Here is a 25909-nt window from a genome sequence, read left to right on the forward strand (position 1 = left end):
GAAGGTAAACCGTATGGCTATCAACAATATCAACAACTTGGCAAACAGCCGGTTGCAAAACAACGGGACCAGTCAAGGTGTAGCCGCCAAGTCCGCGACCTCTGCCGAGAGCAATCGCGCGGCGACCGTCAAGACCGACTCTGTCTCCTTGACCAGTGAGGCGCAGCAATTGCAACAGATGCAGAAGACCCTCAACACCGCCTCCACCGGTAATGAGAGCCGCGTCGAAAGCCTGAAGAAGGCCGTGGCCAGTGGGGAATACAAGGTCAACAGCGAAGCCGTGGCCAGGAAGATGTTCAGCTTCGAAGCAGACCTGGACAAACGGCTGGGATGATGGAACTGCCTTCGCTGCTGCACGCCCAAGACGACAACCTCTCCCAGATGCAAGGTTTGCTGGCAGAGGAGTTTGACCTGCTCAAGGCACACCGGGCTCTGGCCTTGCCGGCGCTGGCCGAGCGCAAGCAGCAACTGCTTGAGGCCATCGAGACCCTGGACAAGACATTGGCCGAGCTGCCCGATCTGCAGCAACAACTCGGTGCCTTCCCGACCCAGTTGCAGGCCCTGCAAGCCAAGCTGGAAGCTTGTCAGGAGCAGAACAACCTCAACGGTCGGCTGCTCGAACTCAGCATCATCTCCAATCGCCGGCTGGCGAGCTTCCTCAGCAAGCTGCGTGACAGCAACTCCCTGACCTATGACGCCAAGGGCAATACCCGCTCGGGCACCCGCTCCCTGGGGATCAAGGCCTAATTCTCTCTCCTTCCTTCTCTTGATGCCCTGCCGTCAGAGCACCAGTTCCATCAGTGTCGTCCCGTCGCGGCAGGCGTGAATACTCATGACGCCATCCTCATACCGGCCATAGCTGGCTGCCCATTCTCCCCTCGGAAAACAGATGGATCCCGGGTTCACCAGCACCAGTTCCCCTTCTTGCCGCGCTTCTCGTCGCAATATGGGCAGGTGGGTATGGCCGCTGATGAAGAGGCTGCCCGCCGGCAAGGGCACCGCCTCGGGATCATAGAGATGACCGTGGCTGACGAACCAGCGCCGCCCGTCCACCAGCAACTGGTTATAGGGGGCCGTGATGGGGAAGTGCAGCAGCATCTGATCCACCTCCGAATCGCAGTTGCCCCGCACCGCCATGATCCGGGGGGCCAGCTGGTTGAGCCGCGCCGCCACGGCGGCAGGCTCATACCCCGCCGGCACCGGATTGCGCGGGCCGTGGTTGAGCAGATCCCCCAGCAACAGATAGTGATCCGGCTGCCAGGGAGCGAGCTGCGCCAGCACCTGCTCCAGGGCAGGCAGGCTGCCGTGCAGATCGGAAATGATGGCTATCTTCATCGCGCACTCCTCATGGCTGGCTGAAGTAGAGATCCTTGGTGGCGATGGCTCCCTTCAGGTTGCTGCTCGGCAGGCCGCGCAGGGCGGGATCCACCAACCTCATCTGGTTGTAGTGATAGACGGGGATGACGGGCATCTCTTCCATCAGCAGTTGCTCGGCCTTGCGGTAGAGTCCGGTTCGTGCGCTGCCATCCAGCGTGTCCGCGGCCTGTTGCAACAGGCCGTCGAAGGCCGGATTGCAATAGCCACTCTCGTTCTGGGGATCCTGACAGCGGAAACTGCCCAGCATGGACGAGGGCTCCACGTAATCACCAAACAAGAATGAGCGGGCCAGCATGAAATCACCGCTGTCCTTGGCCACCTGATAGGCATTCCACTCCATGTTGTTGAGGGTGATCTCCACTCCCAGCGGCTTCCACATGGCCGCGACCGCCAGGGCCAGCTTCTTGTGGTTCTCCGAGGTGTTGTAGGTCAGCGTTAACTTGAGCGGGTGGGCACTGTTGTAGCCCGCCTCCGTCAGCAAGGTGGCGGCCCTGGCCAGACGGGTCGGCATATCCTCCAGGGCCAGCGCCGACCCCAGTTCTTGATAGTCCGGCATGCCGGGCAGCAGCGACCAGGCTGGCCGCTCCCCCTGACCACTCACCTTCTCGGTCAACAGGCGGCGATCGACGGCCATGGAGAGCGCCTGTCGCACCCGCACATCCTGCAATTCGGGGCGGCGCAGGTTGAAGGTATAGAGGTAGGTGCCCAGCAGCGGCAGGCCCCAGATCCGCTCCGGGGTCTCCGCCATGGTCTTCTGGTAGTATTCCAGCGCCACCCTGTTGGTGAGCTGGATCTCCCCCGCCTCGTAGCGCAGCCGCTCCGCATGCTGGGAAGCGAGGGGCAGATAGGTCACCCGCTGGATCCGGGTATGGGCATCATCCCAGTACTGGACGTTGCGCTCGGCTTCGATCCGCTCGTTCGGCACCCAGTTCACCAACCTGTAGGGACCGTTGCTCACCATCTTGCCAGGCTGGGTCCACTGCTTGCCAAACTGGGCGATGGCCCGCTCGTTGACCGGCACGAAGGGGCGCTGGCTGATGAGTTGCAGGAAGTAGGGCACGGGCCGCTCCAGGATCACCTTGAGGATCTGGTCGCTCTCGGCCTCCACCCCCAGGGCATCGAGATCGAGTGCTCCGGCATAGATGGACTGGGCGTTGTTGATGCCGGTCGCGAGTAGGAGGCCGGCGGAGGGCGAGGCTTGCTCCGGGCTCAGCAGACGCCGCCAGGCGTAGACAAAATCCCGGGCGGTGAGCGGCTCGCCATTGGACCACTTGAGCTGCGGGCGCAGGAAGAAGCGCCACACCAGACCATCCTCGCTGGTCTCCCAGCGCAGAGCCTGAGCCGGCACTATCCTGCCCTGCCCATCTTCGCTCACCAACCCCTCGAACAAGTCCACCAGCACCACCTCCCCCGGGAAACCGGAGCGGATCTGGGCAGGGTCGAGGGACTCGGGTTCGGCGCCGTTACCCTTGACCAGGGTCTGCCTGTCTGACAGTGCAGGCTGCTGCACCACTGTGGTCGCCTGCAACGGCGGCGCCAGCATCAGTCCGAGCAACAAGGGAGAGAGCCAGCGACGGGCTGGCCGGGCGGCGAAACGGTAAAGCATGACATCAACCTCATTCAATTCACTTTATTTCAAGAAGGGGGAAGGCCGGCGGCGCGCCTGGAAACGAATGCATGATGCCGCGCTTGTTATCCCCGAAGACGCCCCGTATTGTATCGGGCCTGCCCGGCAGATGGAGTCTTTCGGGCTATTTTTTCAGGTTTTTTTTCCCAACTATCAGCCACGGGTGCGCAAGACAGCCTGAGGGCTCCTCGACTCGCCTCGCATGAAGGCCTGTCAGGCCGCCATGGCGCTCGATTCAGGCATCCGCCCGGCTGATTTCTACCGTTTCAGGGGTCTTTATGGGGTATGAGTGGCTGGCGCTGGCTGCCGCCAGTTTATGGGCCGTCGCCGCCCTGATTTCCGTCAAACCGGCGCGCCATCTGGGGGCCTTTGCCTACAGCCGCTGGCGGATGTTTCTGGTCAGTCTGATGCTGGCCAACGCCAGCCTTATCACGGGGGGCTGGCAGACTCTCACCGAGAGCGCCCTGCCACTGCTGGCGTTGTCGGGGCTCATCGGCATCTTCGTCGGTGACACCGCCCTGTTCGCCTGCATGAACCGACTGGGGCCCAGGCGCAGCGGCTTGCTGTTCTCCTGCCATGCACTCTTCTCCGCCCTGCTCGGGCTCTGGTTGTTCGGCGAACAACTCGGTGGCTGGCGTCTGGTGGGGGCCTTGCTGGTGCTGGCCGGGGTCATGCTTGCCATCCTGTTCGGCCGCCGTGGCAACGCGCAGCAGCACAACGAGTGGGAGCAGGTGCGCGGCCACCTCGCCGTCGGCATCGCGCTCGGCCTGACCGCAGCCCTGTGTCAGAGCCTGGGGGCCATCATCGCCAAGCCGGTGATGATGGCTGGCGACGTGGACGCGGTGAGCGCCTCCGGTATCCGCATGGGGAGCGCCCTGCTGGCACACTGTGCCTTGCGGGTGCTGAGGGTGCCGCTAGCCATGCCCCACAACCCCATCAACCGTCAGGTGCTTGGCATGATAGGCATCAACGGCTTCCTGGCGATGGCGCTGGGGATGACGCTCATCCTGGTGGCCCTGCGTCAGGGAGACGTGGGCATGGTGGCGATCCTCTCCTCCACCACGCCGGTCATCCTGCTGCCCCTGTTGTGGTGGCACTCAGGGATGCGCCCTGCCCTGCCCGCCTGGGCCGGCGCCCTGCTGGCCACCCTGGGCACGGCACTGGTACTGGGAGCGGGGTAAGTCGGAGGTTGCTGTTGTGCTTCGCTCAGCGCCAACCTACGCCCAATTCTCAGGATCGTCCGAATAGGCTTCGCTATTCGAACCTACAAAATTCAATTGGTTATGTAGGTTCGATTAGTCGCGGCGTAATCGGACGCGGTAACATCATTGCGAACGTTCGCCATCGGATGGCGTGATTAAAACTGGGCAACTTCCTCGGCAGTCAGCTCCCGGTATTCCCCCGGTGCCAGCTCTTCGTCCAGGCCGAGCGCCCCGATCCGCTCCCGATGTAGCCCTATCACCTTGTTGCCGATAGCGGCAAACATCCGCTTCACCTGGTGGTACTTGCCCTCGTGAATGGTCAGCCTGGCCTCGCACTCCCCCAGGATCTCCAGCTGGGCAGGGCGAGTCTTGTCGGTCTCGTTACGCAGGTAGACGCCATCTTCAAACAGCGAGATGGCCTCTTCGCTCACGGGGTCGGCCAGCCAGACATGATAGGTCTTGGCACACTCGTGGCGCGGCGAGGTGATGCGGTGGGACCACTTGCCGTCGTCGGTGATCAGCACCAGGCCTGTGGTGTCGAGATCGAGCCGGCCCACCACGTGCAACTTGCCCATGGCGGGCTCATCAAGCAGATGGAAGACGGTGGCATGATCGGGGTCTTCGTTGGAGCAAACGTAGCCTTCCGGCTTGTGCAGCATGAAGTAGCGATTCTGCTGATTCAGGGTCAAGGTCACGCCATCAAACTCGATCAGGCTCTGCTCATTGATGTGGAACGCGGGCTGCTTGACCAGGATCCCGTCCACCATCACCTCCCCCTGACGGATCAGCTTGCCCGCCTGGGAACGGGTCAAATCGGAGCAATCGCAAAGAAATTTATCGAGCCGCATGCACAAAACCTCGGAATCCAACGTTATCAAGGGGCGTCATTATATAGGCCGGTCCCCACAACGCCAGCACTAAGGGAGAAGTTAGGCAGATGGCGCCTGACGCCATGATGTGCCGGTGATAGACTGCCGGCAGCGCGCCGACACCACGCATAATAATAATCCCAGGAAGCCCCATGAAGCCGACTCAGCCTCATCCCGTCATCCCCGTCAACCAGCTGCGACCTGGCATGTACGTCATTGCCATCGCCAGCCAGACCGGCGCCATGGAAATCGCCCAGACGGGGCTGGTGACCACCCGTCAGCAGGTGGATGTGCTGATCCGGCGCGGCGTGCTGACGGTGAAGGTGGATCTCGCCCGCAGCAAGCTGCCCGGGATAGCGCAGGTCATCTCCCCGAGCCCGGCCCACAGCGCCGGCTCGGTGCGTCCCGCAGGCAGTGGCGAAGGGCGCGAGCTCAAGATCCGCCGTCTCTATCAGGAGGCCCGCGAGCTGCAGGGCAAGTTCATTCGCCATCTCAAGGCCGGGGAGCCCATCGACATCACGCCGCTGGCGGCGGTCGCCGAGGAGATGGTGGACACCATGTTCACCCATGGCGACGCCATGCTCTGTCTGGCACGGATCCGGGCCAAGGATGCCTACCTGATGGAGCACTCCATGAACGTGGCCATACTGCTCGCCAACTTCGGTCGTTACCTCGGGCTTGAGCGCAGCGTGCTCAAGGAGCTGACCCTGGGCGGCCTGCTCCACGACGTGGGCAAGATCATGACCCCGGACGAGGTGCTCAACAAACCGGGCAAGCTGACCGACGAGGAGTTTGGCGTGATGCGCCAGCACGTGGTGCACAGTTACGACATCCTCAGCAATACCGCCGGCATTACCCCCACCATGCTGGAGGTGGCCGCCAACCACCACGAGCGCCTCGATGGTACCGGCTATCCGCAGCGACTCAAGGGGGATCAGCTCTCCCTCTACACCCGCATGAGCGGCATCGTCGATGTCTACGATGCGGTAACGGCCGACAGGGTCTACAAGCAGGGGATGCAGCCGACCCAGGCGTTTCGCATTCTGCTCAAAGGCATCAATCAGCACTTTGATGCCGAGCTGGTCACCAAGTTCATCAAGTGCATGGGGGTCTATCCGGTGGGCACCCTGGTGCAGCTCTCCAACCAGCGGCTGGCGGTCGTGATGCAGCGCAACGAACAGCAGCCACTCAAGCCGGTGGTCAAGGTGATCTATCACACCACCCAGCGCCACTACCTCGAGGTGCAGTGGCTGGATCTTGCCAGAAACGGGGGGCAGGAGAACATAGAGAGCACGGTCGATCCCAAGGAGTTTGGCATCAACCTGGCCAACTTCGTCTAGCGAGCCTGGGTCTCCGGTGCCTGCTCGCGGCAATAGCGGAGGAGGAACTCCTCATCCAGCGGGGAGAGATCGAAGCGGACGCAGGCCTCTTCGATGGCCCGGATGTCGTGTTCATGGTGTTCGCTGAGCCAGCGTACGGCGCGGCGCAGATCCTCACCATGGGGCAGCAGGGTATGGTCGCTCATGGGACACCTCCAGTCAGCCATAGGTAGCCGCCCATCGTATCGGGCGCTCTCCTACTAGCTTAGTCTTCCCCCGGCGTGCCGCCCTCTTTGCTCGAACTACCCGGAGCGATCGCACGCCACCTCGCTTGCGGCTTGACGCCGACCACCCTGTCGAGGGTATGCTCGTTCCCTTCCGACGCCATCTCATGGCCCTGCTTCTCACACAAGGACGCTGTATGCAAGCCAAGGACAAGTGTCTGGCCGCCCTGGTCATTCTCTGCTGGGGACTCAACTTCGTGGCGATCAAATGGGGGCTGGAGGGCATACCGCCGCTGCTGCTGGGGGCGCTGCGCTTCGTCGGGGTGGTCTTCCCCGCCATCTTGCTGGTGCCCAGACCCGCCATGCCCTGGCGCTGGCTGCTGGCCTATGGCGGCGCCATCAGCCTGGGGCAGTTTGCCTTCCTGTTTTGCGCCATGAAGTTCGGCATGCCGGCGGGCATGGCCTCGCTGGTGCTGCAATCCCAGGTGGTGTTCACCCTGCTGTTCGCCATGATCTGGCTGGGGGAGCGCTGGCAGCCCCACCACTGGGTGGCGCTGCCGCTGGCGGGGGCCGGTCTCTATCTCATCGCCACCCATGGCGAAGGCAACCTGACCCTGCTCGGCTTCGTGCTGACCCTGTGCGCCGCCGCCTGCTGGGGTCTGGGCAACGTCATCAATCGCCAGATTGGGCTGCGTTACCAGACCGCTCTGCCGAGCCTTATCGCCTGGGGCGGCCTGGTGCCCATACTGCCCTTCTTCGCGCTCTCCTGGCTGTTCGAGGGGCCCGATGTCATTGCCACCAGTCTGCTCAACTTCAGCTGGCAGGGGTTCTTGTGCGTGCTCTATCTGTCGCTGGTCGCCACCTGGCTTGGCTACGGTCTCTGGGGGCGGCTGCTGATGCGCTATCCGGTGGCCCAGGTGGCGCCACTCTCCCTGCTGGTGCCCTGTGTTGGCATGGTGGCGGCCGCTCTGCTGCTCGATGAGCACCCCACGGCCCTGCAGTGGCTGGGATCCGGCCTGGTGCTGCTCGGCTTCGTGGTCCATCTGCTGGGTGGAAAAATGAGGCTGTTCAAGGCACAAGCCGAGCATTGACCTCGATGGGGAAACTTCCCATGATGAAGCAGGCCCTCCCGGGCCTCACGGCTTGACCCCGGCAGGACGCCAACCATCAGGAGAGCAAGGACATGCTGCACAGTTCACCCTCGGTCATCCCCCCTTTGCCCCGTGTCATACGGGTCGCGGCCATGATGCTCCCCCTCTGCTGGAGCGCCTTCGGCTGGAGCGCCACCCTGCCGGCAGATCTCAAGTGGGAGAGCAATGACACCGACCCCGTCTATGCCGACCCGCAAGCCAAACGGGGCGGCACCTTCCGTGACTTCATGTCGAGCTTCCCGCTCACCTTGCGCAAGTACGGGCCCGACTCCAACGGCGGCTTCGCCGGTTACGTCCGCGAAACCAACCTGCCCCTGCTCGCCACCCATCCGGTAACCGGCAATCCCATTCCCATGCTGGCCAGCGCATGGGCCTTCGGCGCCGATCACAAGACCCTCTATTTTCGCCTCAACCCCAAGGCGCGCTGGTCGGATGGCCAGCCAGTCACCGCCGATGACTGGCTCTTTACCCTCAAGATGATGCGCAGCAAGGAGATAAACGACCCCTGGTACAACAACTACTACAGCACCCAGATAAGCGAGGTGACCAAGTTCGACGATCACACCCTCGCCATCACCAGCGGCACCGAGAAGAGCCGGGAGGATTTGCTGGAATCCCTGCCGTTCAGCCCGGAGCCGAGCCATGCCATCAGGCTCACGGCCAACTGGGTCAAGGAGTACAACTGGAAGGTGCTGCCGGTCACCGGCGCCTACCAGATTGGCGAGCTGAAGAAGGGCAAGTCGGTCACCTTCAACCGGGTCAAGGATTGGTGGGGTGACGGGGAGCGCTACTTCCAACACCGCTTCAACCCGGACCGGATAGAGATCAAGGTGCTCAGGGATCAGAACATCGCCTGGCAACACTTCCTGCGCGGCGATCTCGACACCTTCCCACTGGTCATGCCCAACTGGTGGCACGACAAGAGCAAGACAGCGGAATTCGAGAAGGGCTATATCGAACGACTCTGGTTCTACAACCAGACGCCGCAGTCTCCCATGGGGCTTTACCTCAACACCGCCGACCCGCTGCTCAAGGATATCAATGTGCGGCTCGGCATCCAGTATGCCCTCGCCCTCGACAAGATGATCGCCACCCTGCTGCGGGGTGACTACCAACGCCTCAACAGCTACGGCTCGGGCCAGGGAGCCTTCACCAACACCGACATTAAGGCACGCCCCTTCGATCCCAAGCTCGCGCGGGACTACTTCGCCAAGGCGGGCTTCACCAAGACGGGACCGGATGGCGTCTTGCAAAACGACAAGGGCCAGCCCCTCTCCCTCAGCATCACCTACACCACGGCGGAGCATGCCCAGCGCCTGACCCTGCTGCGGGAAGAGGCGAAGAAGGCGGGTCTCAATCTGGAGCTGAACCTGATGGATGCCTCCGCCGGCTTCAAATCCATGCTGGAGAAGAAGCACCAGAGCGCCTGGATGGCCTGGAGCAGTGGCCGCTATCCCGCCTACTGGGAGCACTTCCACAAGGTCAACGCCAACAAGCCCCAGACCAACAACATCATGAACCTCGATGACGACGCCATCTCGGCCCTGGTGGAGCAATACGACAAGGCCTTCGACTTCGGCAAGAAGGCCGAGCTCTCACGGCAGATCCAGCAGCGGCTCTATGAGCTGGCCAGCTTCGTCCCCGCCTATCAGGTCCCCTATACCCGGGCAGGTGCCTGGCGCTGGATAAAACTGCCCAAGACGCCGGCAACGCCCCAGAGCGATCTGCTCTACTGGCCCCTGGATGGCGCCAACTCGGGCTACAGCTTCGGCGGCCTGCTCTGGATTGACGAGCAGCTGAAAGCGGAGACGAAAGCCGCCATCAAGCAGGGCAAGACCTTCCCTCCCGTCACTGTGATCGACACCCGCTACCAACAACCCTGAGCCGGCTCCGCGCTCTGGTTCGGCGCAAACAAAAGACCCCGCACTGTGGCGGGGTCTTTTTTGTGGCGGCAGCGCCGGGACGGGACTTAGCCGCGCTTGGCCTGCTTTTGCGCGATGGCGTCGGCCACGTCGGCCGGATCCAGCACTATGCCTTCCTGCTCCGGAGTCGGGAACACGGCCACGCAGAGTTCGTCCTGCTCCATGCCATCGACCCAGCGATCCAGCCACACCTTGAGGGTGATGGACTGCGGCTTGCAATCTGCCCACTCGCCTTCGGCCCAGGCCTTGGCGTATTCCGGATGCGGCCAGACCGGGATACAGTCTTCGTCTTCGGTGGTCAGCATCATGACGCCGTGCTCGTCGGTCAGAACAAACAGCTCTTCGTGCTCGACCAGCTTGCTGATGAAGTGATCAAAGCGGTAGTCGGCGTTCAGTTGCAGCGCAGCATTGCGCTCGGTGTCGCTAAGTTCATAGCTCATTGGTCAAGTCTCTCATTCAATAAAGGGCGACATGTTCACATCTTGCTGGCGCCTTGTCCAGCAAGAGTGCTCAGTTGCTCTTGTTTCGGCTATCTCAGCCCAGCGCCGGGGTCACCAGGGTGATCTCCGCCGTCTCGCAGAAACGCTGGCGCAACCAGTAGGCGGACTCCACCTCGACGAAACAGAGCTGATCCCGCCCGGCCTGCACGCCTTGCATGATCTGCTCGAAGCGTGCCTGTTGCTGCTGCTCCCAGGCGGCCGCCAGCCTGGTGCCATGGGCTTCATCCACCACCTCGCGGCGCAGCTCGAACAGGTTATCGGTGATCGGGCTGTTGATCTTGCCGGGGCTGTGCCAGTACATCAGCAGGTTGTCCAGCATCTCTTCGTCGTAACTGGCCAGTGCATCCAGCTCGGGAGTCTCACCCTCGCCGCCGGTCCCGAAATCGCACCACCCCGCTGCCAGAGGCGCCAGAGTCTGTGCCCCGCCCACCTTGGCATGCTGGCGCAGGGCGGCGACATCCGCCCCCTTGATGGAAGGCAGCCAGAGATCCCCTTGATGCTCATCGAGCAAGGGAAGCAACAAGGAGGGAGCATAAACAGGAAAGCGGGGACCTAGGGTGTGCAGCAGAGATACCAGAGTGACAGTGATCATGAGACGCGCCTTGAGCTGGAAGACCTGGGTTCATACCTGGCCAGGGGGACAAAAGAGGGACCATTCTACCATGTTTAACGGCACGCGGACTCTGCTCGTCCAGCCAGCCGGGGCATGACGCTTCCGGCCAAAAAAGCAGCGTTCGGGCACAGCCGGCCCAGACAAAGCCCAATACTTTGAGCCAGCGCCCACTAAAGTCAAACCGGGAATGCTAGTTTGCATACATCTTTAGCGTAAGGAGTGCATCCATGAGTGGGATCGACCAGGTTTCTGACGATTTTGTGAATGAGCTGAAAATACTGGCATGCTTTGATCCGGCGAACATGAGTCTGGGGATCAAGTTACGCAGCGACATGTCTGAAGAGCTGTGCCTGGCGGCGCAGCGCCTGCACAGCCAAGGCATGATCAGTGCCGTCGATGGCGGCTATCTGACTCCCTTCGGCATGACCATGCTGGAGCATCTTCAACACCTGCTGGTGGCACTCAAGCCGAATTGAGTTCCTGCGGCGCCCAGAGCGAGAAGTTGAGCAATTCCCAGCGCTTTCCCTGCCGCAGCAGACAAGCAAACAACAAAGGACCTTCGGGTCCTTTTACCTTGCCATCGATCAGCCACTCCCCCGCCCGCTTTGGGACAGGCTGTGCCTTGATCTCCTCGGGCTGCTCTGCCTTGCCCAAACGGACCTGCACGAATTGCTGGCACACGGTTACAGCCTCGCTTGCCACGGGATCCGGCACGGGAGTATTGGCAAGCACCACGGTCAACAAAAGTGATGGGAGCATGATGATGGTCATTGGCAAAGGTGGTTTATGAATATGCCATAAAACAAAAAGCCGTGGCACCAGAGGTACCACGGCTTTCTTAAATTCTGTAAGAATTACAGAGCAGTTACGTTCTCAGCCTGCGGGCCTTTCTGACCTTGGGTCACAGAGAACTGTACGCGCTGACCTTCAGCCAGGGTACGGAAGCCGTTACCGCTGATAGCGCTGAAGTGAACGAAAACGTCCGGGCCGTTTTCTTGCTGGATGAAGCCAAAACCTTTGGTTTCGTTGAAAAACTTAACGGTACCGGTGATCATGTTAGACATATCTTTAACCTGTATTCAAAATAATTACTTATGCTTTTCAGCGGGTAAAGCTCAAAAACGGGATTAACTTATGAACAACAGGAAAAGATGCAAAACATCATATTCATTGACATAACTAACGCCCTTTCAAGCTGGTTTAGATTATACGTGCCTTTGTCGATTACGCAACCAAATTTGCACCCCGCCAGGGGCAGGGTGCAATCACTTACGCATCCGCCGCTTCCAGTGCCTGAACCAGGGCTTTGAGGAAGCGCGCAGCCTCCCCGCCGGTACAGGCTCTGTGGTCAAAAGTCATCGACAAGGGCAGTGCCCGGACCGGCCGTGCCTCCCCATGGATGAAGACCACTTTTTCGAACAATTTGCCCGCCCCTATGATGGCCACCTGGGGTGGCGTGACGATAGGGCTGGCATAACGCCCTGCGATGGCACCGAAGTTGGTGAGGGTGATGGTCGCCCCCTGCAGCATCTCCCGCGGCACGGCGCGCGCCTTCACATCGGCGATCATCCTATCCAGTCCGTGCCGAATGTCCGCCCTCTCCCGCTCGGCCACGTTCTCCATGACCGGCACATAGAGCCCGTGTTTGGAGTCGACGGCGATGGCCACATTGACTTCCCTGAACAATCGCCTCGACAGAGTATCCCCGTCAAACCAGGCATTCATGGAGGGTTCGGCACGGCAGGCAACCCCGATGGCCTTGATGAGGCGCACAGTTACGTCCTCGTCTACCCGCCAGTGGCGCAAGTCCACCTCGTCGGTAATGCTGACTGGCACCACCGTCTGATGAGAGTGCTCCATCGCCTTTGCCATGGCTCGGCGCGACCCCTTGAGAAATTCGTTGCCGCTGCTTTGCAGCGCTTCGAAGGCGCTCTGCACGTCTTGCTCGGTCACCATGCCAGCACTGCCGGTACCCTTGAGCCTGTCGATGTCCAGCCCCAGCTTTTGCGCCAGCAGACGCACCGCTGGCATGGCCTGCACCAGGGTGCCACCGGGCGCCATGGCCCCCACCACGAAGTGATCCTCGATGTGGTGCTGATGGGCGCTGACCTTGCCCACCACGGTGCCGTCATCCTCGCCGCCTTCGAACTCAACCAGGGGGGCACCGATGTGAAGAATATCCCCCTCGGCACCACACAACCTGGCGATCACCCCCGCCACCGGCGAGGGCACATCCACCAGCGCCTTGGCAGTTTCCACCGACAGCAGCACCTGATCGACACTCACGGTGTCGCCGGCGCTGACCTTCCATTCGACGATCTCGGCCTCGGCCAATCCTTCACCCAGATCCGGTAATTTGAAAAATTTCATGACCAGTTCTCCATCCGCGGGAACATCACCAAAGATTGACCGACTTCATGGCTCTTCCTTGCTCGGGCGCCTTGGCGCCAACAGTTGAGAGACGTCATAGCCACTTGTTCTCCATCAGTTGGTGAGCCGCATCCGCGATATCCTGCTCGGTGATGAGGTAATACTCCTCGTTGCGGTAGTAGGGGACGGCGGCATCCACCCCGGTGAGGCGCTTTGGCGGCGCCTTGAGGGAGGTCAACGCCTCCTCGGTGACCCGTGCCACAATTTCGGCACCGACCCCGAAGCTACCGCACGCCTCGTGCACCACCAGCAGACGCCCAGTCTTGCGCACCGAGGCCAGGATGCTCTCCATGTCCAGCGGCTTGATGGTGGCAAGATCCAGCACCTCGCATTGGATATCCTGTTCCGCCAGCAGGGCGGCGGCTCGCATCACCTCCTGGATGCAGGCCCCCCACGCGACCACGGTGAGATCCCGTCCGGGTCGCAGGGTGAAACACACATCCAGCGGCAGGCCAACGCCGTCATCCACCACATCCGACTTCATGGAGCGATAGATGCGATCCGGTTCGAAGAACATCACGGGATCCGGATCGCGGATGGCCGAGAGCAGCAGGCCATATGCCCGCCTCGGGCTGGAGGGGATGACCACCCGCAGGCCCGGAATATGGGCAAACAGCGCCTCCACACTCTCGCTGTGGTGCTCGGGCGAATGAATACCGGCACCGTAGGGGGAGCGGTAGACGATGGGGCAGGAGAGCCGGCCGCGGGTGCGGTTTCGCATTCGTGCCGCCTGGCAGATGATCTGCTCCATGCCGGGGAAGATGAAGCCCTGGAACTGGAATTCGGCAACGGGTTTGAGCCCCTGGGTCGCCATGCCGACCGCCACCCCGGCTATCAGTCCCTCCGCCAGCGGCGTGTCGATCACCCGCTTGAAGCCGAACTTGTCCCGCAGGCCCACGGTGGCGCGAAACACCCCACCGTTGACTCCCACATCTTCACCCAACACCACCACATCGGGGTCGTGCTCCATCTCATGGTGCAATGCCAGATTGACCGCTTCGAGCAGTGTCATGTCACTCATGGTGTGTCTCCCCGCCGCGCTGCTGCATGCCCTTGGCGATGATGCGCTGACGCTGGGCACGATACTCCCTCGGCAGCTCGGCAAACTGATAATCGAGCAGAGTTTCCGGCGCCTGCGCCGTTGTGCCTTCATAAACGGCCACTGCACGTTCGACCTCGCGGGCCGCCTCGGCCAGCAATGCCTGCTCCTGCTGCTCGTCCCACCAGCCCTGCTCAAACATGAACTGGCGCAGCCGCTTGACCGGTTCCTTGGCCCAGGCAGCTTCCACTTCGGCCGCATCCCGATAGCGGGTCGCATCATCGGCCGTGGTGTGATCCCCCAGCCGATAGCTCACCGCCTCGATCAAGGTAGGCCCCTTGCCGCTGCGGGCCCGCTCGATGGCGGCGCGGGTCGCCTCATAGACGGCCACCACGTCGTTGCCATCGACCTGCAGGCTGCGCACTCCGGCCCCTAAGCCCTTCTGGGCCAGGGTAGGCGCGCTCGACTGCAGCTTGCGTGGCACCGAGATGGCCCACTGGTTGTTGTTGATGATCATCACCATGGGCAGGTGCCAGACACCGGCGCAGTTGAGCCCTTCGAGAAAATCCCCCTTGGAGGTGCCGCCATCGCCTATGGTCACCACGGCGACCCTGGGCTGGTTGCGCAGCTTGAAGGCGGCCGCTATGCCAGCGGCATGAGTGATCTGGGTGGCGATGGGAACGCAGATGGGCAAGTCTTCCGACAACTCGCCATCGGCCTTGTAGAAGACACTGCCCCTTTCATCTCCGCCCCAATATTGCAGGTTCTGCTCCATGGGCACGCCCCGCACATAGAGGGTGGGCATGTCCCTGTAATAGGGCACATAGACATCCTCCGGTCGCATGGCGAGACCGACTCCAATCCCCACCGCCTCTGCCCCCAGATGGGAGGGAAAGGTGCCGAGTTTGCCGGTTCGCTGCAGTGCTATCGCTTTCTTGTCGTAACTGCGCACCATCACCATGTTGCGGTAGAAGGTGTGCAGCATCGCCTTGTCCAGCCAGGTCGGTAGTGTCGCGACCGGGCGCCCCTCCTCATCGAGGTAACGAAGGAAGGGGATGTCGACATGGGTCATAACTGGCTCCTTGCCGTTGTCAGCGTCACCACCATGAGGTGACCCTTAGAATGTAAATAATATGTTAAGCAAAGGGCAACGGGATTCAGTCAGGTAAGACCAGTAGAAACTTCTTTAATTTCAGAAAGAAGATGAGATTTTCGGCGAGCAGAAACGAAGAAGGGAGCCCTTCCGGGCTCCCTGTCGGAGCGGGTTCGGGATCACGCCCGTATTTGGCACGCCGCCAAGGGCGCTGGATTGGCGTGAAAAAATGGGCTCAGATCACTCCCACAAACGGGTCGGCACCACCAGCAGCATGGTACGTTGGCCGATGGCCACGTTGGCGTTGGGGAAGACCACCGCTTCCCGCGGTTTCTCTACCCTGTATTGCCGATCTCCGTCTTCCGCCAGCACAAACCCCTGGGGAAATTCGGTGAAATTGTCCACGTCGCTGGCAAACAGGAAACGAAACTCGGCCGTTTGCTTGTTGATCACCCTATCGATGGCAAAAATCGTGAAGTCATCCGCCCGCCAGGGCTCTAGCATCACCTCATCCCGGGTCACCAGCTCCTGCAACGCCTGACGCACTTCGATGAAGCGGGTCATGTCGTTCTCGCCAAAGGGGCGCACCTTGCCGAGCTCCACCGTGAAGGCATGGGCGCCATGCTGGTGCGAGCTGTAATAGCTGAAGGTGGTGGTCGGGCCGCTCGAGAGCAGTATGGTGCGCACCCCGCAAGCCCCGAGGAACTGCACCTGCTCCTTGCAGTGCGGCCGCTCGTGGGGGAAGGGGTAGACCGCAAACTTCTCGTGGCGGGAGCCGCGAATGGCGGTGTGCAGATCGTAGTGATAACGGGGCCTGGCGGGGTCGGCAAAGAAGCGGCTCACATACTGCTCCAGACGCATGGCGCGAATGCGCTCCCTGTTGCACAGCCCCTCCCCCTTGCTGTGAGCGCCCGAGAAGAGCCGGTTCATGTTCTCTTCCACCTCTCGCACCCCCTGGTTCATGGCGGCGGGGTTGCCAAAGAGGAACAGCACCCGGTGGCAGGCCTGGATCTCCCCGCTGAGCAGCCGGGTCAGCAACTGGTTGCAGATCTCGATGGGGGCGGTTTCGTTACCATGAATGCCGCAGGAGAGCACTATGTCCTTGCGCCCGCCAGGCGACGTCCCTGTGGGCTCCAGGCAGAGTACGCCGGTGTCCCACACACTCACCCGGGTGCCATTGGCCAGGTCGAAGGCAAAAGGATCGAGTTGCCACTCGTGGCGGCGGGTCAGAGCCAAAAAGTCATGCTGGGGAATCATCCATCTCACCCTCTTGTCTGGAATGCTATGGCCGGATTATACGTAAGGCAGCCGAGCTTAAAATCAGTTTTTAAACAAATTCAAACAGTAAGGATACAAAGTTGGCGATGGATGATGACAAATCATGCCGCAGGGGGCAAACAGAAGGAAAAACAGACAAGGGGGAAAACAGGAAGCGGCAACAGGGGAAAAATCAGGCCCGTCCGGGGGCGAAGAGCATCAGGCAGAGTAGTTCAGATCAGCAAGAAAACGAGGCATCCATGCCCGGCTGATCAACCACGCCAGAACGGCTTGGTGGTCTCTTGATAGCGGTCGGCTTCGTTCAGACCGATGTCCTTGAGCAGGTAGGCGGGCAGCTCGGAGAGCTGGCGACGACTGCGGCTGCGTTCCAGCCAGGTCAGGACGGTCATCTTGACGCGAGCAACCAGATTCGATTCGCTGGAATCCTGGTAACCGGCTTCGGTATAAGTCATGTTGGCCATGATATGGCTCCTCTCTCTAGTTCTGCGCAAGGCTCGGATTTGATGCGCAAAGCTTAGTCAGGGCGAGGAGGTGCCTCAATTGACGAATTTTGATACATGGGATTAGTAAAAGTAATGGCTGATCTCGCCATGAGGAAAAACACAACAGATTGATTTATATATGAAATATTAACCAGACATTCCCTCCCTCTGCCCAACAGCATTTTCTCCTGCATCATCTGCTTCTAAGTATGCAGTTTCCCACGTTAGCTATGCAGAGCCCGAGTGCCAGGCAGGGCGTGGCTACCTCGGCCCAGGCGCCAATTGTTAATCATTGGATCACTTAAAGATCGTTATTTAACAGGATGATACAGACAGGCAACCCTCGGAAGGCGACCAGGGCTGCCGCCTCCGGACGGCGCTTGAAAGGCGGCACTTGGCGCCTTCCCGTCATACTGGTATGGTTATTTATACAGTAGTTCAATCATGCTCCCAGCTTTCCACCTTTCGGGTGACGGATTGGGGGAACAGACAGGATATGCCGATGGACACCTTTACCCCCACCGCCGCCCTGCGTCAACAGATGGACGCGCTGGAAGAGTCCCTTGCCCGTCTCGCCAGACAGCTCGGCCAGCTCCCATTGCTGGAGGCCCATGTCTACCCCCTGCCCGCCGTGCCACAAGGGGAAGAGCACGATCCCATCGAGGCCATCGAAGTGGGCTATCTCTCGGGGGAGGAGGCGCTGGCCGCCACCCTGACCGCCTATCAGGATCACAGCGCACGCCCCGGCTGCTCCACCAAGGCGACTCACCGGCTGCCTGGCTGGTTGCGCTTGCCCGCCGCCAGCGCCCCTCTGTTACAGCCGCTGCTCGACGAGATCAACGGCCACAAGCTCGCCTTCAAAGCCCTGGTGCAGGACGCCGGCGGGCGGGACGAGAAGTTCGAACTGGTGCACGGCGCTCTACCCGGGGTCATCACCCTGCAGGTCTATCGCAAGCTCACTCTGCTCACCGGAGAGCTGCATTCGCTCGGCTTCACCTGGGCCGACAAGCAGAGCATCAGTCGCCTCAGCCGCGAGCAGGTGCTGGAAATGCTGGAGCGCAGCCGCCGCTATGTGCCGGCACTCTCCAGCAACGAGGAGTGGAGCAAGATGGTGGATCAGGAGGTGTATGACATTCGTCGCCTACCTGCGGATGTGCAGCTGCGGATCCGCCGGCCGGTCAAGACCCATCCCATGATCAACCTGCTCTGGCAGGACAGGGCGCCGCGCAAGCAACAGCTCAAGGCGAGCCTGCCCCTGCTGCTCTGCTCGGATACCCAACCCGCCGTCACCCATCTGGGCCACTATCCGCCCAAGCTGCGCCAGGCGCGGCGGGATCGCAAGATTGGCGGCGAAGCCATCATAGAGCGGCTGCACCTCTATCGTTATCAGGGCTAGCGACTCCTGACCAGATCCGGGCCATGAGTCCCTGAAACAAAGAAGGGGGATGGCCACCAGGACCATCCCCCTCTCGCACACAGGCAGTGCCGCACCTAGCTCATCAGCAGGGCGCGCAGGCTCTCCACATCCAGACCGCGCACCTCGGACTGGCCGCTCAGCAGGCCATCGGCCAGGGCCCGCTTCTCGTCGTGCAGCGCCACTATCTTCTCTTCCACCGTCTGCTCGCACACCAGTCGATAGACGGTCACCGGTTGGGTCTGCCCCATGCGATGGGCCCGATCGCTCGCCTGATCCTCCACCGCCGGATTCCACCAGGGATCCAGGTGCAACACGGTATCGGCCTGGGTCAGGTTGAGACCCGTGCCCCCCGCCTTGAGGCTGATGAGGAACAGGGGAACAGGGTCGTGACGGAACCGCAGGATGGACTCCTGACGGGACTTGGCGGAGCAACCTCCATCCAGGTAGCAGTAGTCCCATTGCCGCTGCTCGATGCGGGCCCGCAGCAGGCTCAGCAGATCGACGAACTGGCTGAACACCAGCACCCGGTGCCCGCCATCGATGGCTTCGTCCAGCAACGCCATGGCCTCGTCAAGCTTGCTGCTGGTCTGGGACCACTCCGGCATCACCAGCTTGGGGGAGCAGCAGAGCCGCCGCAGGCGGGTCAGGCCGCTCAGCACATGCATCAGGGCACGACCATCGGCGCTCTGCACCTGCTGCACCACCTCGCGCCGGGTCGCCTCATAGAGCTGACGCTCCTCGGGGGAGAGGCTGATGTGGTGGATGATCTCGGTCTTGTCCGGCAGCTCTGTCAATACCTGCTGCTTGAGGCGCCGCAGGATGAAGGGGCTGATCACCGCCCGCAACAGCGCCATGTGCTGGGGATCCTTCACCGCCTTGCCGAAGCGGCGCTTGAACTCGCCGAGGCTGCCGAGCAGGCCCGGATTGATGAAGGTGAACAGGCTCCACAGCTCACCCAGATGGTTCTCGATGGGGGTGCCGGAGAGGGCCAGGCGAAAATCCCCTTCGAGCTGGAACAGCAGCTTGGCACGCTGGGTGCCGGCATTCTTGATCTGCTGCGCCTCGTCCAGCACCATGCTCGCCCAGCGGCGGGACTTGAGGGACTGGGCCAGGCTGCCGAGCATGCCGTAATTGACCAGGATGATCTGGCCCGCCCTGGCCTCCTGGATCAGGGTCTCCCGCTCGGCGGGGTTCTCGAACACCACCACCTCCAGCTCGGGGGCGAACCGCATCACCTCCTCCTGCCAGTTGGTGACCACGGACTTGGGCACCACCACCAGGGCGGGGCCGAGATGCTGGCGCATGCGCAGCACCATGAGCGCCTGCAGCGTCTTGCCAAGGCCCATGTCATCGGCGAGACAGGCACCGAAGCCATGGTGGGCCAGGGTCGCCATCCAGCGTACCCCCTCCTTCTGATAGTCCCGCAGCGCCGTCAAGAGCTCGGGGGCACACTCCACCTCCTGCTGCCACTCCTGCTGCAGTGAGTGCCAGGCATCATCCCCAGCCGTGGTCACCGCCGACAGCAGGCGGGCCAGAGGGTAGGCCAGCTTGTTGTTGATGCGCTGCTCGGTGTCCAGCATGGCCCCCAGCATGGTGAGGCGCTCCACCAGCTTGTCGCTCAGCATCAGACTGGTCTTCTCGTCGAGCTGAACGGTGCGCTGACCCGGGGTCAGCTGGCGCAGGATGAGGCGTAAATCGAGGATCTGGTGCTCGTCCAGCGCCAGCGCACCCTCCACCTGGAACCAGTCCTGACGACGCTCGATGCGCAGGCTCAGGGCCGCCTCGTCGAGGCTCTTGAGACGGGCGCTGTCCTGATGCCAGTGAACGACCACGCCGGCGTCCACCAGCTCGGGCAACGCATTGACCAGGGTCAGTGCCTGCTCACCATCCAGCTTCCATTCGTTGCCCGGCAGGCCGATGGGCAACTGGTTGCGCAGCAACTGGGCCTCGGCCTTCTCGGCGGCCAGATCCCGTTGCCAGTAGTGATAGTCTCTGACCCCCTGGCGCACTATGGCCTCCCCCTTGCCAAGGGGCAACGGCGGCAGCTCCCCCTCCCGGGTCACCAGCTGGACCACCAGCTGACCATCCTGCCAGTCCAGCTGGACCGAAGGCACTCCGGGCCAGGGGGTCAGCTCGGCATTGCCACTGAGCCCCTCGACCTGGCTGTGCCAGGGCTGCTCGGGAATGGCGTCAAGGGTACGTTGCAGCTCGGCGAGCCCGTCCGCTGGCAGCAGCGGTATGGATTCCAGCGCTGGCAGTCTGTCCAGCAGCGCCTGAGGGGTCAGGATGAGCTGCCACAGATCCTGGGCCAGGGGTACGATGTGCGCCCCGCGCACCGCGGCGGCCGGGCTCAAGACGGCGCTCATGCCCTGCTCGGTGGCGACGATTTGCAACAAGGGGGCACTGATGGCCAGTTGCAGTTTCTGTCCCTTGGCGTTGAACAGGCGCGGATGGCTGGCCAGGGGGGCCCAGGCCTCCCGCGGCAGCTTGCTCATGCCCCGTGGCAGGGTGCGCACCAGCGCCCAGTCCGCCTCGTCGAGCAGGGCAGCATACTGGGTGGAGAGCAGGGCAGGATCGACCCGGCGCCCGGCGGTCCACTCCCCCTTGGTGCTCTGCTTCTGGATCTTGCACTCGAGCTCGGGCCCTTCGGCATGGAGCAGCCATACCAGCCGCTCCTGCGCCTTGCGCACGCCGCTGGAGCGCCCCAGCCCCTGCAACCAGTTGAGCCAGCTGGCCGAGGCGGGGGTCTTGTCCTCATCCTCGGCGTCGCTGGTCGCATCGAGAGCCGGAGCGGCACGCAGTTGCTGCAACGGGGGACGCTCGGCCCCCTCTCCCAGCAAGAGGCGCAACAGATCCTGGCAGAAGACCATCAGGCGATGACGGGGCTCGGCCTCCAGCACATGGGAGAGATCCCACTTGTGCAGTATGGCCACCTGGGGGCTCTGCTCGCCGTGGCGCGCGAGGGCGCAGAGATCCAGCCAGAGGTAGCCCCAGTGGAGCTCCTCCAGCGGCAGTTGCAGGGTATCGAACAGGCCTATCGCCTGACCGTGGCGATCACCGGCCCACTGTCCCAGCAGATCCGAAAGCAGGGGGAAATGGTTGCCAAGGCTGCGCTGCCACTTCTTGCGTTGCTCGCTGGCGAGCACGGGATCGGCCTGCTGCAGCCAGCCAAGCCAGAGCAGGGCGCTGAACATCCTGGGCCAGGGCTCGTGCGCCGCCGGCGCCTGCCCCAACGCGCCGAGCAACCGCTCCGCCAGAGGTTGTTCATCACTCTGCTCGGCCAACTGTTGCAGGGCCGGCCAGTGAGTGGTCACCTCGCCGGCCAGCGGGCCGCAGAGCCAGTCCCACTCGCTGGCCAGCGCTTCGAGGCGGCTTGCCAGTGAGGGGGAGCGGGCCGCAGTCACGGACGCCAGCGGCCAGCGCGCCTCAGGCTCGGCATCGAGCAGGGTCTGCAGGGCGAAATGTTCCAGCAGCAGCTGTTGCCAGGCAGGGCTTGAGCCAGGCAGCAGGCTGTGGGCATCGGGCTGGTCGAGCAGGCTCAAGAGATCCGCGCTCTGGTAGTAGGCGGGGATCTGCCCCGCCTCCCCCAGGCAGAGTTCGCGCACCACCCCTTGTGCCATCTCCTGACCGGTGACCGTGGGAACCCGCGTCCAGTCCGGCATGGGGCATGCCCCTGATCGCACCGCCAGGATCAGGGTCAGGGTGCCCTCCGCCGTCAGGCTCCACTGCTGCTCGGTGCGCAGCCGTATCAGCCCTTGCTGCTGCAACTGGTTAAGCCGGTCCGTCAACGCCTGCCCGGGCGAGCGCTGTGCGTACAGCGTGTCTTGCAAATAACGGGTACTGGCGGCGCGCTGCAGTTGCAGCTCGCTGAGCAGGGCATAGCAATCCGAAGAGAGGGTGAAGGCTGACATCAGAACTCGCGGGCAGGTGCAAAGGCGGAATTTTAACGGGAAAGCGGCGGCGGCTCGACCCTTAACCGCGAATTAGTACAAAAAAAGCGGTCAGGCTCATAAAAGCGGGGACAGGGGCCGGGCAGACCCTCTTCTGCGGGCGGCCAGCAGGGCATGAAAAAAGGCGCCGCAGCGCCTCTTGATGAGGTAAGCAAACTCACCGGATTCAGCCTTCCAGGTGCGCCAGACGGGCTTCCAGGATCTGCAACTGCGACTTGAGGCGCTCAACTTCCTCTTCCAGCTGGCTCAGGCGATCGGCGGCGGGAGAGGCGTAATTGCTTGCCGGCGCCGCCTCGGCCAGAGCCTCCAGATCGATTTCACCGCCAAACAGGTGGGCATAGCGGGATTCCCGTTTGCCCGGCTCCCGGGGCAACTTGACCACATAGGGCCCCCGTTCGACCAGCCCGGCCAGCACCGCATCCACCTCAGTCACATCGTCGAAGCTGCACAGCCGGTTGGTGCGCGAGCGCAGCTCACCCGGAGTCTGGGGGCCACGCAGCAAGAGCTCGCAGATGATGCCAAGTTCCTGGGCACTGAACTTCAGTTCACCGAACTCGGTGTTGCAGAAACGGTGCTGATAGCGAGGCACCCGGGCATTGAAACCGGCGGTGTTGACCACCAGGCGGCGGCGGATCAACTCGTCGATGACGGCGCGAATGTCCAGCTCGGCGAGCTCGAGCACGGGTTCGCGATTGCTCTTCTGATTGCAAGCGTTGACCAGCGCATTGAGAGAGAGAGGGTACTGATCCGGCGTGCAGATCTCTTTCTCTATCAGACAGCCGATCACGCGAGCCTCTAATGGGCCTAGTACTATCTCCATTTCATACTCCCTTGCCAAACAAGACGTTAAGACGGTTATCTTAGCCAAGGCGATCTCGCCGTCCAGTACTGAACCGCATTTTTGCGAGCCGATGGAACCCTTGATGAAACATCGTACAATCCGGCCGCAGCAAGGGGGCTCGCCCTGGCATCATACCGCCACCAGGCTGAGCCCCTAGACGGACTTGTCGACCCGGGTATCCGTTCCCGTCGTCAGGATGCGAACCTTGTCCCCCTTGTTGAACGTGAGCGCGGGATCCTGATCCTGCTTCACGTTGAGCAGTGTTCCCGCCTCGGTCTTGATCAACAGCTCGACCGTCTGCTTGCCCTGCACACTCTGCTGGTTGCCCTGGCGGCGACGGGAGGCCTCGGCCCCCGCCACGGCCCCCACAGTAGTCGCGACTGTCTGGCCCGAGCCACCGCCAAACTGGCTGCCGACGGCAGCCCCCAGAGCGGCGGCTCCTATGGTGCGCAGTGGCCGTGCTCCACCCTGCTGAGGCGCCGCCTCCTGGGTCAGGATGCGACTCTCTTGCACTGTGCCATATTCCACCTGGGCGCTGGTGCCCGCGAGGGCCGGTGTGCCCATCAGGATGAGCAGGCTGGTAACCATGGATGCAATCTTCTTCACGATGTCGACTCCGATGACGACTGAGACCCGATGGCGTCGGCACCGCGCTTGCGCGGCCTGCCATCTCCATTCGGGAGACTACACCGCCAATCCTGACTGTGAGCTTGCCTGGGATGGAAATGATCACGGCCGCGAGGCGGCCGTGATGGAGTCAGGAACAGTGGTGCCCGGCCCGCTCATGAGGAGGGTTTGGGCTCCAGGGTCGCGGCGACCGACTTGGCCGCCGAGCCGGTGAGCAAGGGCTCACCAGGATAGAGCACCAACGCATCTGCCCGCAGACGGTCGGCCTCTTCGGCCCGCCCCAGCGCATTGAGGGCGATCACCATGTTGGCGTAGATGTTGGCCCTGGGGGTATGGCGCACGAACGCCTGCCCCCAGTCGAGATAGGCTTCCAGCTCCGCCTTGTTGTTGGCCTGCAAACCCACCATCAGGCGCACCGCGTTGACGTCAAACTCCACCCGGGTCAACCAGGCCAGGGGATTGACGATGTCGAGCAGCAGCGCCGGCTGCTTGTACCCTCCCCGTTCATACTTGGTCACCACCCAGGCGGTATGCAGGGCCGTCAGCATAAAGGGCACGACGATGAGGGGGATGGCTATGGCCGCGAAGCGCAGCAGCAGCCAGGGACGACAGACATACTCCCGCCAGTTGGCATGGGCCTGCTCCTCCACCTCCGCATCCAGCACATGAATGAGCAGCAGCAGCGCCCACCACAGGGCAATGGCGTGGTAGAAGGGATATTCGGTCTGGGTGTGCAGCAGTATGGGGATCACCAACGCCAATAGCGCCGACCCCTTGACCCAACCGGCCCGACCCAGTCGCCACAGCAAGCCCCCCCCCATCAGCGCCATGCCGAGCATGGGGGCCAGGCCTCCCTCCACCGCCCAGTAGAGGAATTCGTTGTGAGGGTGATCCAGGTTGTATTCGATCTGCACCATGGCAGGATTGAGAGCCTTGTCGGCCATGTAGTGCTGGAGGAATACCGACTCGAAACTGCCATAGCCCCAGCCGGTCCAGGGCGCTTCGGCGATCAGCTTGGCGGCATAGGGCCAGTAGATGGATCTCATACCGCCGGACTGATACATCTCCAGCCCCCGCCTGGCCCCCGCCATCCAGAACTGGGATGCCAGCCCGAGCGTTATGCCCAGCGCAACCAGCCCCAGCACCCGGCCCAGCTGCCGCTCGCGATGCAACTGCGGCAGCAACAGGATCAGGGCCAAGGCGCCGCCCAGCTGACCCACCCGGGACTGCAGTACCACCAGCAACAAGGATGTTGCCAGGATCACGCCATGACGCAGTCCCTTGAGCCAGGGATTGGCGTGCCCTCGCATCTGAAGCCATATCGCCAATGAAAAACCGGTCGCCATAAAGCTCGCCATCACGTTGGCTTGCTGAAAAATGCCATAGGGACGATTGGCCCGGGTGTCATAGCCTATCCAGTTGCCCGGCACCAACAGGTAGTACTGCACCAGGCCGAGCAGCGCCTCGATGGCCACCGCCCCCAGCAGCAGATAAAGCAACCGATCCCGTATCTGACGCTCCAGTTGCCACTGGTAAAGACAGGCAAGAAACAGCAGACCGGCAAACAGCCCCAACAGGCGGGGGATGGCATAGTCCCTGAGCTCGAAGCCCGGATAGGCCATGGGCAGTAACATCAGCAAGCCGCCTAGCCACAGGACCGTCAGCAGTGGCGAGACCCTCAGCCGCTGGCTGAGAGTGACCTGCCACAGCCCCAGGGCCATGACCAGACTGGCGAAGATCCAGCCCCAGGCGTTGAAGGGCAGATAGAGACCGGCCCCGCCCGGGTTGTGCATGAAAAAGTGCATGCCCAGCAGCCAATAAAGAATGCTGAGCAAGCCAAAGATCCCTGTTGTTGTCCTCATCGTCCCTGATCCCTGCAGCGTCATTTCCATGGTGTCGTCACCAAGTATCCCATACGTAAAAGGGGGCAACCGCCCCCTTATTCACT

At 62.2% G+C, this 25909-nt stretch carries 25 protein-coding genes; 8 read left to right on the forward strand and 17 right to left on the reverse strand.

The window, feature by feature from the left end:
• Positions 1-13 precede the first annotated feature (13 nt).
• Positions 14-334: a flagellar biosynthesis anti-sigma factor FlgM gene (flgM, locus tag KW824_RS05815; RefSeq protein ID WP_005329758.1), complete on the forward strand. Its 321-nt coding sequence runs from the start codon at positions 14-16 to the stop codon at positions 332-334.
• Complete coding sequence (locus KW824_RS05820) at positions 331-747, forward strand: flagella synthesis protein FlgN (RefSeq protein ID WP_005329757.1); 417 nt, start codon at positions 331-333, stop codon at positions 745-747. Before flgM ends, KW824_RS05820 begins: the two co-directional genes overlap by 4 nt.
• Before the next feature lie 33 nt (positions 748-780).
• Here KW824_RS05820 and yfcE read toward each other — a convergent pair whose 3' ends face one another.
• Both yfcE and KW824_RS05830 read right to left on the reverse strand, forming a co-directional pair.
• Positions 781-1335, reverse strand: coding sequence for a phosphodiesterase (gene yfcE, locus KW824_RS05825; protein ID WP_171273554.1), 555 nt, complete (start codon positions 1333-1335; stop codon positions 781-783).
• Positions 1336-1345: 10 nt separating this feature from the next.
• The gene (locus tag KW824_RS05830) at positions 1346-2983 is read right to left on the reverse strand and encodes a peptide ABC transporter substrate-binding protein (protein WP_218409224.1); all 1638 of its coding nucleotides are present in this window, start codon (positions 2981-2983) and stop codon (positions 1346-1348) included.
• Between the two features lie 299 nt (positions 2984-3282).
• Here KW824_RS05830 and KW824_RS05835 point away from each other — a divergent pair, with 299 nt between their 5' ends.
• A complete protein-coding gene (locus KW824_RS05835) occupies positions 3283-4185 on the forward strand; it encodes a DMT family transporter (RefSeq protein WP_218409225.1) in 903 nt (300 codons plus the stop codon).
• 176 nt (positions 4186-4361) lie between these two features.
• Here the strand turns inward: KW824_RS05835 and rsuA are convergent, their stop codons facing one another.
• Positions 4362-5054, reverse strand: coding sequence for a 16S rRNA pseudouridine(516) synthase RsuA (rsuA, locus tag KW824_RS05840; RefSeq protein ID WP_218409226.1), 693 nt, complete (start codon positions 5052-5054; stop codon positions 4362-4364).
• A 173-nt stretch (positions 5055-5227) separates the two neighbouring features.
• On the opposite strand from rsuA, the gene KW824_RS05845 reads away from it, so the two are divergent.
• Positions 5228-6415 (forward strand): HD-GYP domain-containing protein, encoded by a 1188-nt coding sequence (locus tag KW824_RS05845; protein WP_218409227.1) that lies wholly within the window; start codon positions 5228-5230, stop codon positions 6413-6415.
• Here the strand turns inward: KW824_RS05845 and KW824_RS05850 are convergent.
• Entirely contained in the window at positions 6412-6600 is a 189-nt protein-coding gene (locus KW824_RS05850) for a hypothetical protein (protein WP_218409228.1), read from the reverse strand. The two genes, KW824_RS05845 and KW824_RS05850, sit on opposite strands and share 4 nt — an antisense overlap.
• A gap of 215 nt (positions 6601-6815) precedes the next feature.
• On the opposite strand from KW824_RS05850, the gene KW824_RS05855 reads away from it, so the two are divergent.
• Positions 6816-7709 carry an EamA family transporter gene (locus KW824_RS05855; RefSeq protein ID WP_218409229.1) on the forward strand — a complete coding sequence of 298 codons (894 nt, stop codon included), beginning with the start codon at positions 6816-6818 and terminating at the stop codon, positions 7707-7709.
• A 152-nt stretch (positions 7710-7861) separates the two neighbouring features.
• Positions 7862-9652, forward strand: coding sequence for an extracellular solute-binding protein (locus tag KW824_RS05860; RefSeq protein WP_371316611.1), 1791 nt, complete (start codon positions 7862-7864; stop codon positions 9650-9652).
• 86 nt (positions 9653-9738) lie between these two features.
• Here the strand turns inward: KW824_RS05860 and KW824_RS05865 are convergent, their stop codons facing one another.
• Positions 9739-10131 (reverse strand): DUF2750 domain-containing protein, encoded by a 393-nt coding sequence (locus KW824_RS05865; protein WP_005331447.1) that lies wholly within the window; start codon positions 10129-10131, stop codon positions 9739-9741.
• 94 nt (positions 10132-10225) lie between these two features.
• Positions 10226-10783: a hypothetical protein gene (locus tag KW824_RS05870; protein WP_218409231.1), complete on the reverse strand. Its 558-nt coding sequence runs from the start codon at positions 10781-10783 to the stop codon at positions 10226-10228.
• 248 nt (positions 10784-11031) lie between these two features.
• Between KW824_RS05870 and KW824_RS05875 the strand changes: the two genes are divergently transcribed.
• A complete protein-coding gene (locus tag KW824_RS05875; RefSeq protein WP_139434838.1) occupies positions 11032-11280 on the forward strand; it encodes a TIGR02647 family protein in 249 nt (82 codons plus the stop codon).
• Here the strand turns inward: KW824_RS05875 and KW824_RS05880 are convergent.
• The 7 genes from KW824_RS05880 to KW824_RS05910 all read right to left on the reverse strand — a co-directional run bounded on the left by KW824_RS05880 (position 11267) and on the right by KW824_RS05910 (position 17105).
• Positions 11267-11563, reverse strand: coding sequence for a hypothetical protein (locus tag KW824_RS05880; protein WP_171274350.1), 297 nt, complete (start codon positions 11561-11563; stop codon positions 11267-11269). The two genes, KW824_RS05875 and KW824_RS05880, sit on opposite strands and share 14 nt — an antisense overlap.
• 95 nt (positions 11564-11658) lie before the next feature.
• Entirely contained in the window at positions 11659-11868 is a 210-nt protein-coding gene (locus tag KW824_RS05885) for a cold-shock protein (protein WP_005331438.1), read from the reverse strand.
• A gap of 205 nt (positions 11869-12073) precedes the next feature.
• Positions 12074-13174: a dihydrolipoamide acetyltransferase family protein gene (locus KW824_RS05890; RefSeq protein WP_171273547.1), complete on the reverse strand. Its 1101-nt coding sequence runs from the start codon at positions 13172-13174 to the stop codon at positions 12074-12076.
• Between the two features lie 94 nt (positions 13175-13268).
• Complete coding sequence (locus KW824_RS05895) at positions 13269-14255, reverse strand: alpha-ketoacid dehydrogenase subunit beta (RefSeq protein WP_218409232.1); 987 nt, start codon at positions 14253-14255, stop codon at positions 13269-13271.
• Positions 14248-15345 carry a pyruvate dehydrogenase (acetyl-transferring) E1 component subunit alpha gene (gene pdhA, locus KW824_RS05900; protein WP_218409233.1) on the reverse strand — a complete coding sequence of 366 codons (1098 nt, stop codon included), beginning with the start codon at positions 15343-15345 and terminating at the stop codon, positions 14248-14250. The genes KW824_RS05895 and pdhA overlap by 8 nt, the downstream gene beginning before the upstream one ends.
• A 261-nt stretch (positions 15346-15606) precedes the next feature.
• The gene (astE, locus tag KW824_RS05905; protein ID WP_103244600.1) at positions 15607-16623 is read right to left on the reverse strand and encodes a succinylglutamate desuccinylase; all 1017 of its coding nucleotides are present in this window, start codon (positions 16621-16623) and stop codon (positions 15607-15609) included.
• A 272-nt stretch (positions 16624-16895) separates the two neighbouring features.
• Positions 16896-17105 (reverse strand): DUF1127 domain-containing protein, encoded by a 210-nt coding sequence (locus tag KW824_RS05910; protein ID WP_005331430.1) that lies wholly within the window; start codon positions 17103-17105, stop codon positions 16896-16898.
• A 523-nt stretch (positions 17106-17628) separates the two neighbouring features.
• Between KW824_RS05910 and KW824_RS05915 the strand changes: the two genes are divergently transcribed.
• Positions 17629-18522, forward strand: coding sequence for a DNA replication terminus site-binding protein (locus KW824_RS05915; protein WP_218409234.1), 894 nt, complete (start codon positions 17629-17631; stop codon positions 18520-18522).
• Between the two features lie 95 nt (positions 18523-18617).
• Here KW824_RS05915 and KW824_RS05920 read toward each other — a convergent pair whose 3' ends face one another.
• The 4 genes from KW824_RS05920 to KW824_RS05935 form a co-directional block, all read right to left on the reverse strand.
• The gene (locus tag KW824_RS05920; protein WP_218409235.1) at positions 18618-22454 is read right to left on the reverse strand and encodes a DEAD/DEAH box helicase; all 3837 of its coding nucleotides are present in this window, start codon (positions 22452-22454) and stop codon (positions 18618-18620) included.
• Positions 22455-22659: 205 nt separating this feature from the next.
• Positions 22660-23313: a YceH family protein gene (locus tag KW824_RS05925; RefSeq protein WP_218409236.1), complete on the reverse strand. Its 654-nt coding sequence runs from the start codon at positions 23311-23313 to the stop codon at positions 22660-22662.
• Positions 23314-23487: 174 nt separating this feature from the next.
• The gene (locus tag KW824_RS05930; protein ID WP_218409237.1) at positions 23488-23940 is read right to left on the reverse strand and encodes a glycine zipper 2TM domain-containing protein; all 453 of its coding nucleotides are present in this window, start codon (positions 23938-23940) and stop codon (positions 23488-23490) included.
• Positions 23941-24116: 176 nt separating this feature from the next.
• Positions 24117-25823 carry a PglL family O-oligosaccharyltransferase gene (locus tag KW824_RS05935; protein WP_218409238.1) on the reverse strand — a complete coding sequence of 569 codons (1707 nt, stop codon included), beginning with the start codon at positions 25821-25823 and terminating at the stop codon, positions 24117-24119.
• Positions 25824-25909 lie beyond the last annotated feature (86 nt).

Source organism: Aeromonas sp. sif0611 (genome assembly GCF_019218845.1).
Lineage (GTDB): Bacteria > Pseudomonadota > Gammaproteobacteria > Enterobacterales > Aeromonadaceae > Aeromonas > Aeromonas media.

Bases quoted from the DNA above. Each gene is read 5' to 3' on its own strand.
- flgM (WP_005329758.1), top strand. From the start codon at position 14: ATGGCTATCAACAATATCAACAACTTGGCAAACAGCCGGTTGCAAAAC.
- KW824_RS05820 (WP_005329757.1), top strand. From the start codon at position 331: ATGATGGAACTGCCTTCGCTGCTGCACGCCCAAGACGACAACCTCTCC.
- yfcE (WP_171273554.1), bottom strand. From the start codon at position 1,335: ATGAAGATAGCCATCATTTCCGATCTGCACGGCAGCCTGCCTGCCCTG.
- KW824_RS05830 (WP_218409224.1), bottom strand. From the start codon at position 2,983: ATGCTTTACCGTTTCGCCGCCCGGCCAGCCCGTCGCTGGCTCTCTCCC.
- KW824_RS05835 (WP_218409225.1), top strand. From the start codon at position 3,283: ATGGGGTATGAGTGGCTGGCGCTGGCTGCCGCCAGTTTATGGGCCGTC.
- rsuA (WP_218409226.1), bottom strand. From the start codon at position 5,054: ATGCGGCTCGATAAATTTCTTTGCGATTGCTCCGATTTGACCCGTTCC.
- KW824_RS05845 (WP_218409227.1), top strand. From the start codon at position 5,228: ATGAAGCCGACTCAGCCTCATCCCGTCATCCCCGTCAACCAGCTGCGA.
- KW824_RS05850 (WP_218409228.1), bottom strand. From the start codon at position 6,600: ATGAGCGACCATACCCTGCTGCCCCATGGTGAGGATCTGCGCCGCGCC.
- KW824_RS05855 (WP_218409229.1), top strand. From the start codon at position 6,816: ATGCAAGCCAAGGACAAGTGTCTGGCCGCCCTGGTCATTCTCTGCTGG.
- KW824_RS05860 (WP_371316611.1), top strand. From the start codon at position 7,862: ATGATGCTCCCCCTCTGCTGGAGCGCCTTCGGCTGGAGCGCCACCCTG.
- KW824_RS05865 (WP_005331447.1), bottom strand. From the start codon at position 10,131: ATGAGCTATGAACTTAGCGACACCGAGCGCAATGCTGCGCTGCAACTG.
- KW824_RS05870 (WP_218409231.1), bottom strand. From the start codon at position 10,783: ATGATCACTGTCACTCTGGTATCTCTGCTGCACACCCTAGGTCCCCGC.
- KW824_RS05875 (WP_139434838.1), top strand. From the start codon at position 11,032: ATGAGTGGGATCGACCAGGTTTCTGACGATTTTGTGAATGAGCTGAAA.
- KW824_RS05880 (WP_171274350.1), bottom strand. From the start codon at position 11,563: ATGCTCCCATCACTTTTGTTGACCGTGGTGCTTGCCAATACTCCCGTG.
- KW824_RS05885 (WP_005331438.1), bottom strand. From the start codon at position 11,868: ATGTCTAACATGATCACCGGTACCGTTAAGTTTTTCAACGAAACCAAA.
- KW824_RS05890 (WP_171273547.1), bottom strand. From the start codon at position 13,174: ATGAAATTTTTCAAATTACCGGATCTGGGTGAAGGATTGGCCGAGGCC.
- KW824_RS05895 (WP_218409232.1), bottom strand. From the start codon at position 14,255: ATGAGTGACATGACACTGCTCGAAGCGGTCAATCTGGCATTGCACCAT.
- pdhA (WP_218409233.1), bottom strand. From the start codon at position 15,345: ATGACCCATGTCGACATCCCCTTCCTTCGTTACCTCGATGAGGAGGGG.
- astE (WP_103244600.1), bottom strand. From the start codon at position 16,623: ATGATTCCCCAGCATGACTTTTTGGCTCTGACCCGCCGCCACGAGTGG.
- KW824_RS05910 (WP_005331430.1), bottom strand. From the start codon at position 17,105: ATGGCCAACATGACTTATACCGAAGCCGGTTACCAGGATTCCAGCGAA.
- KW824_RS05915 (WP_218409234.1), top strand. From the start codon at position 17,629: ATGGACACCTTTACCCCCACCGCCGCCCTGCGTCAACAGATGGACGCG.
- KW824_RS05920 (WP_218409235.1), bottom strand. From the start codon at position 22,454: ATGTCAGCCTTCACCCTCTCTTCGGATTGCTATGCCCTGCTCAGCGAG.
- KW824_RS05925 (WP_218409236.1), bottom strand. From the start codon at position 23,313: ATGGAGATAGTACTAGGCCCATTAGAGGCTCGCGTGATCGGCTGTCTG.
- KW824_RS05935 (WP_218409238.1), bottom strand. From the start codon at position 25,823: ATGAGGACAACAACAGGGATCTTTGGCTTGCTCAGCATTCTTTATTGG.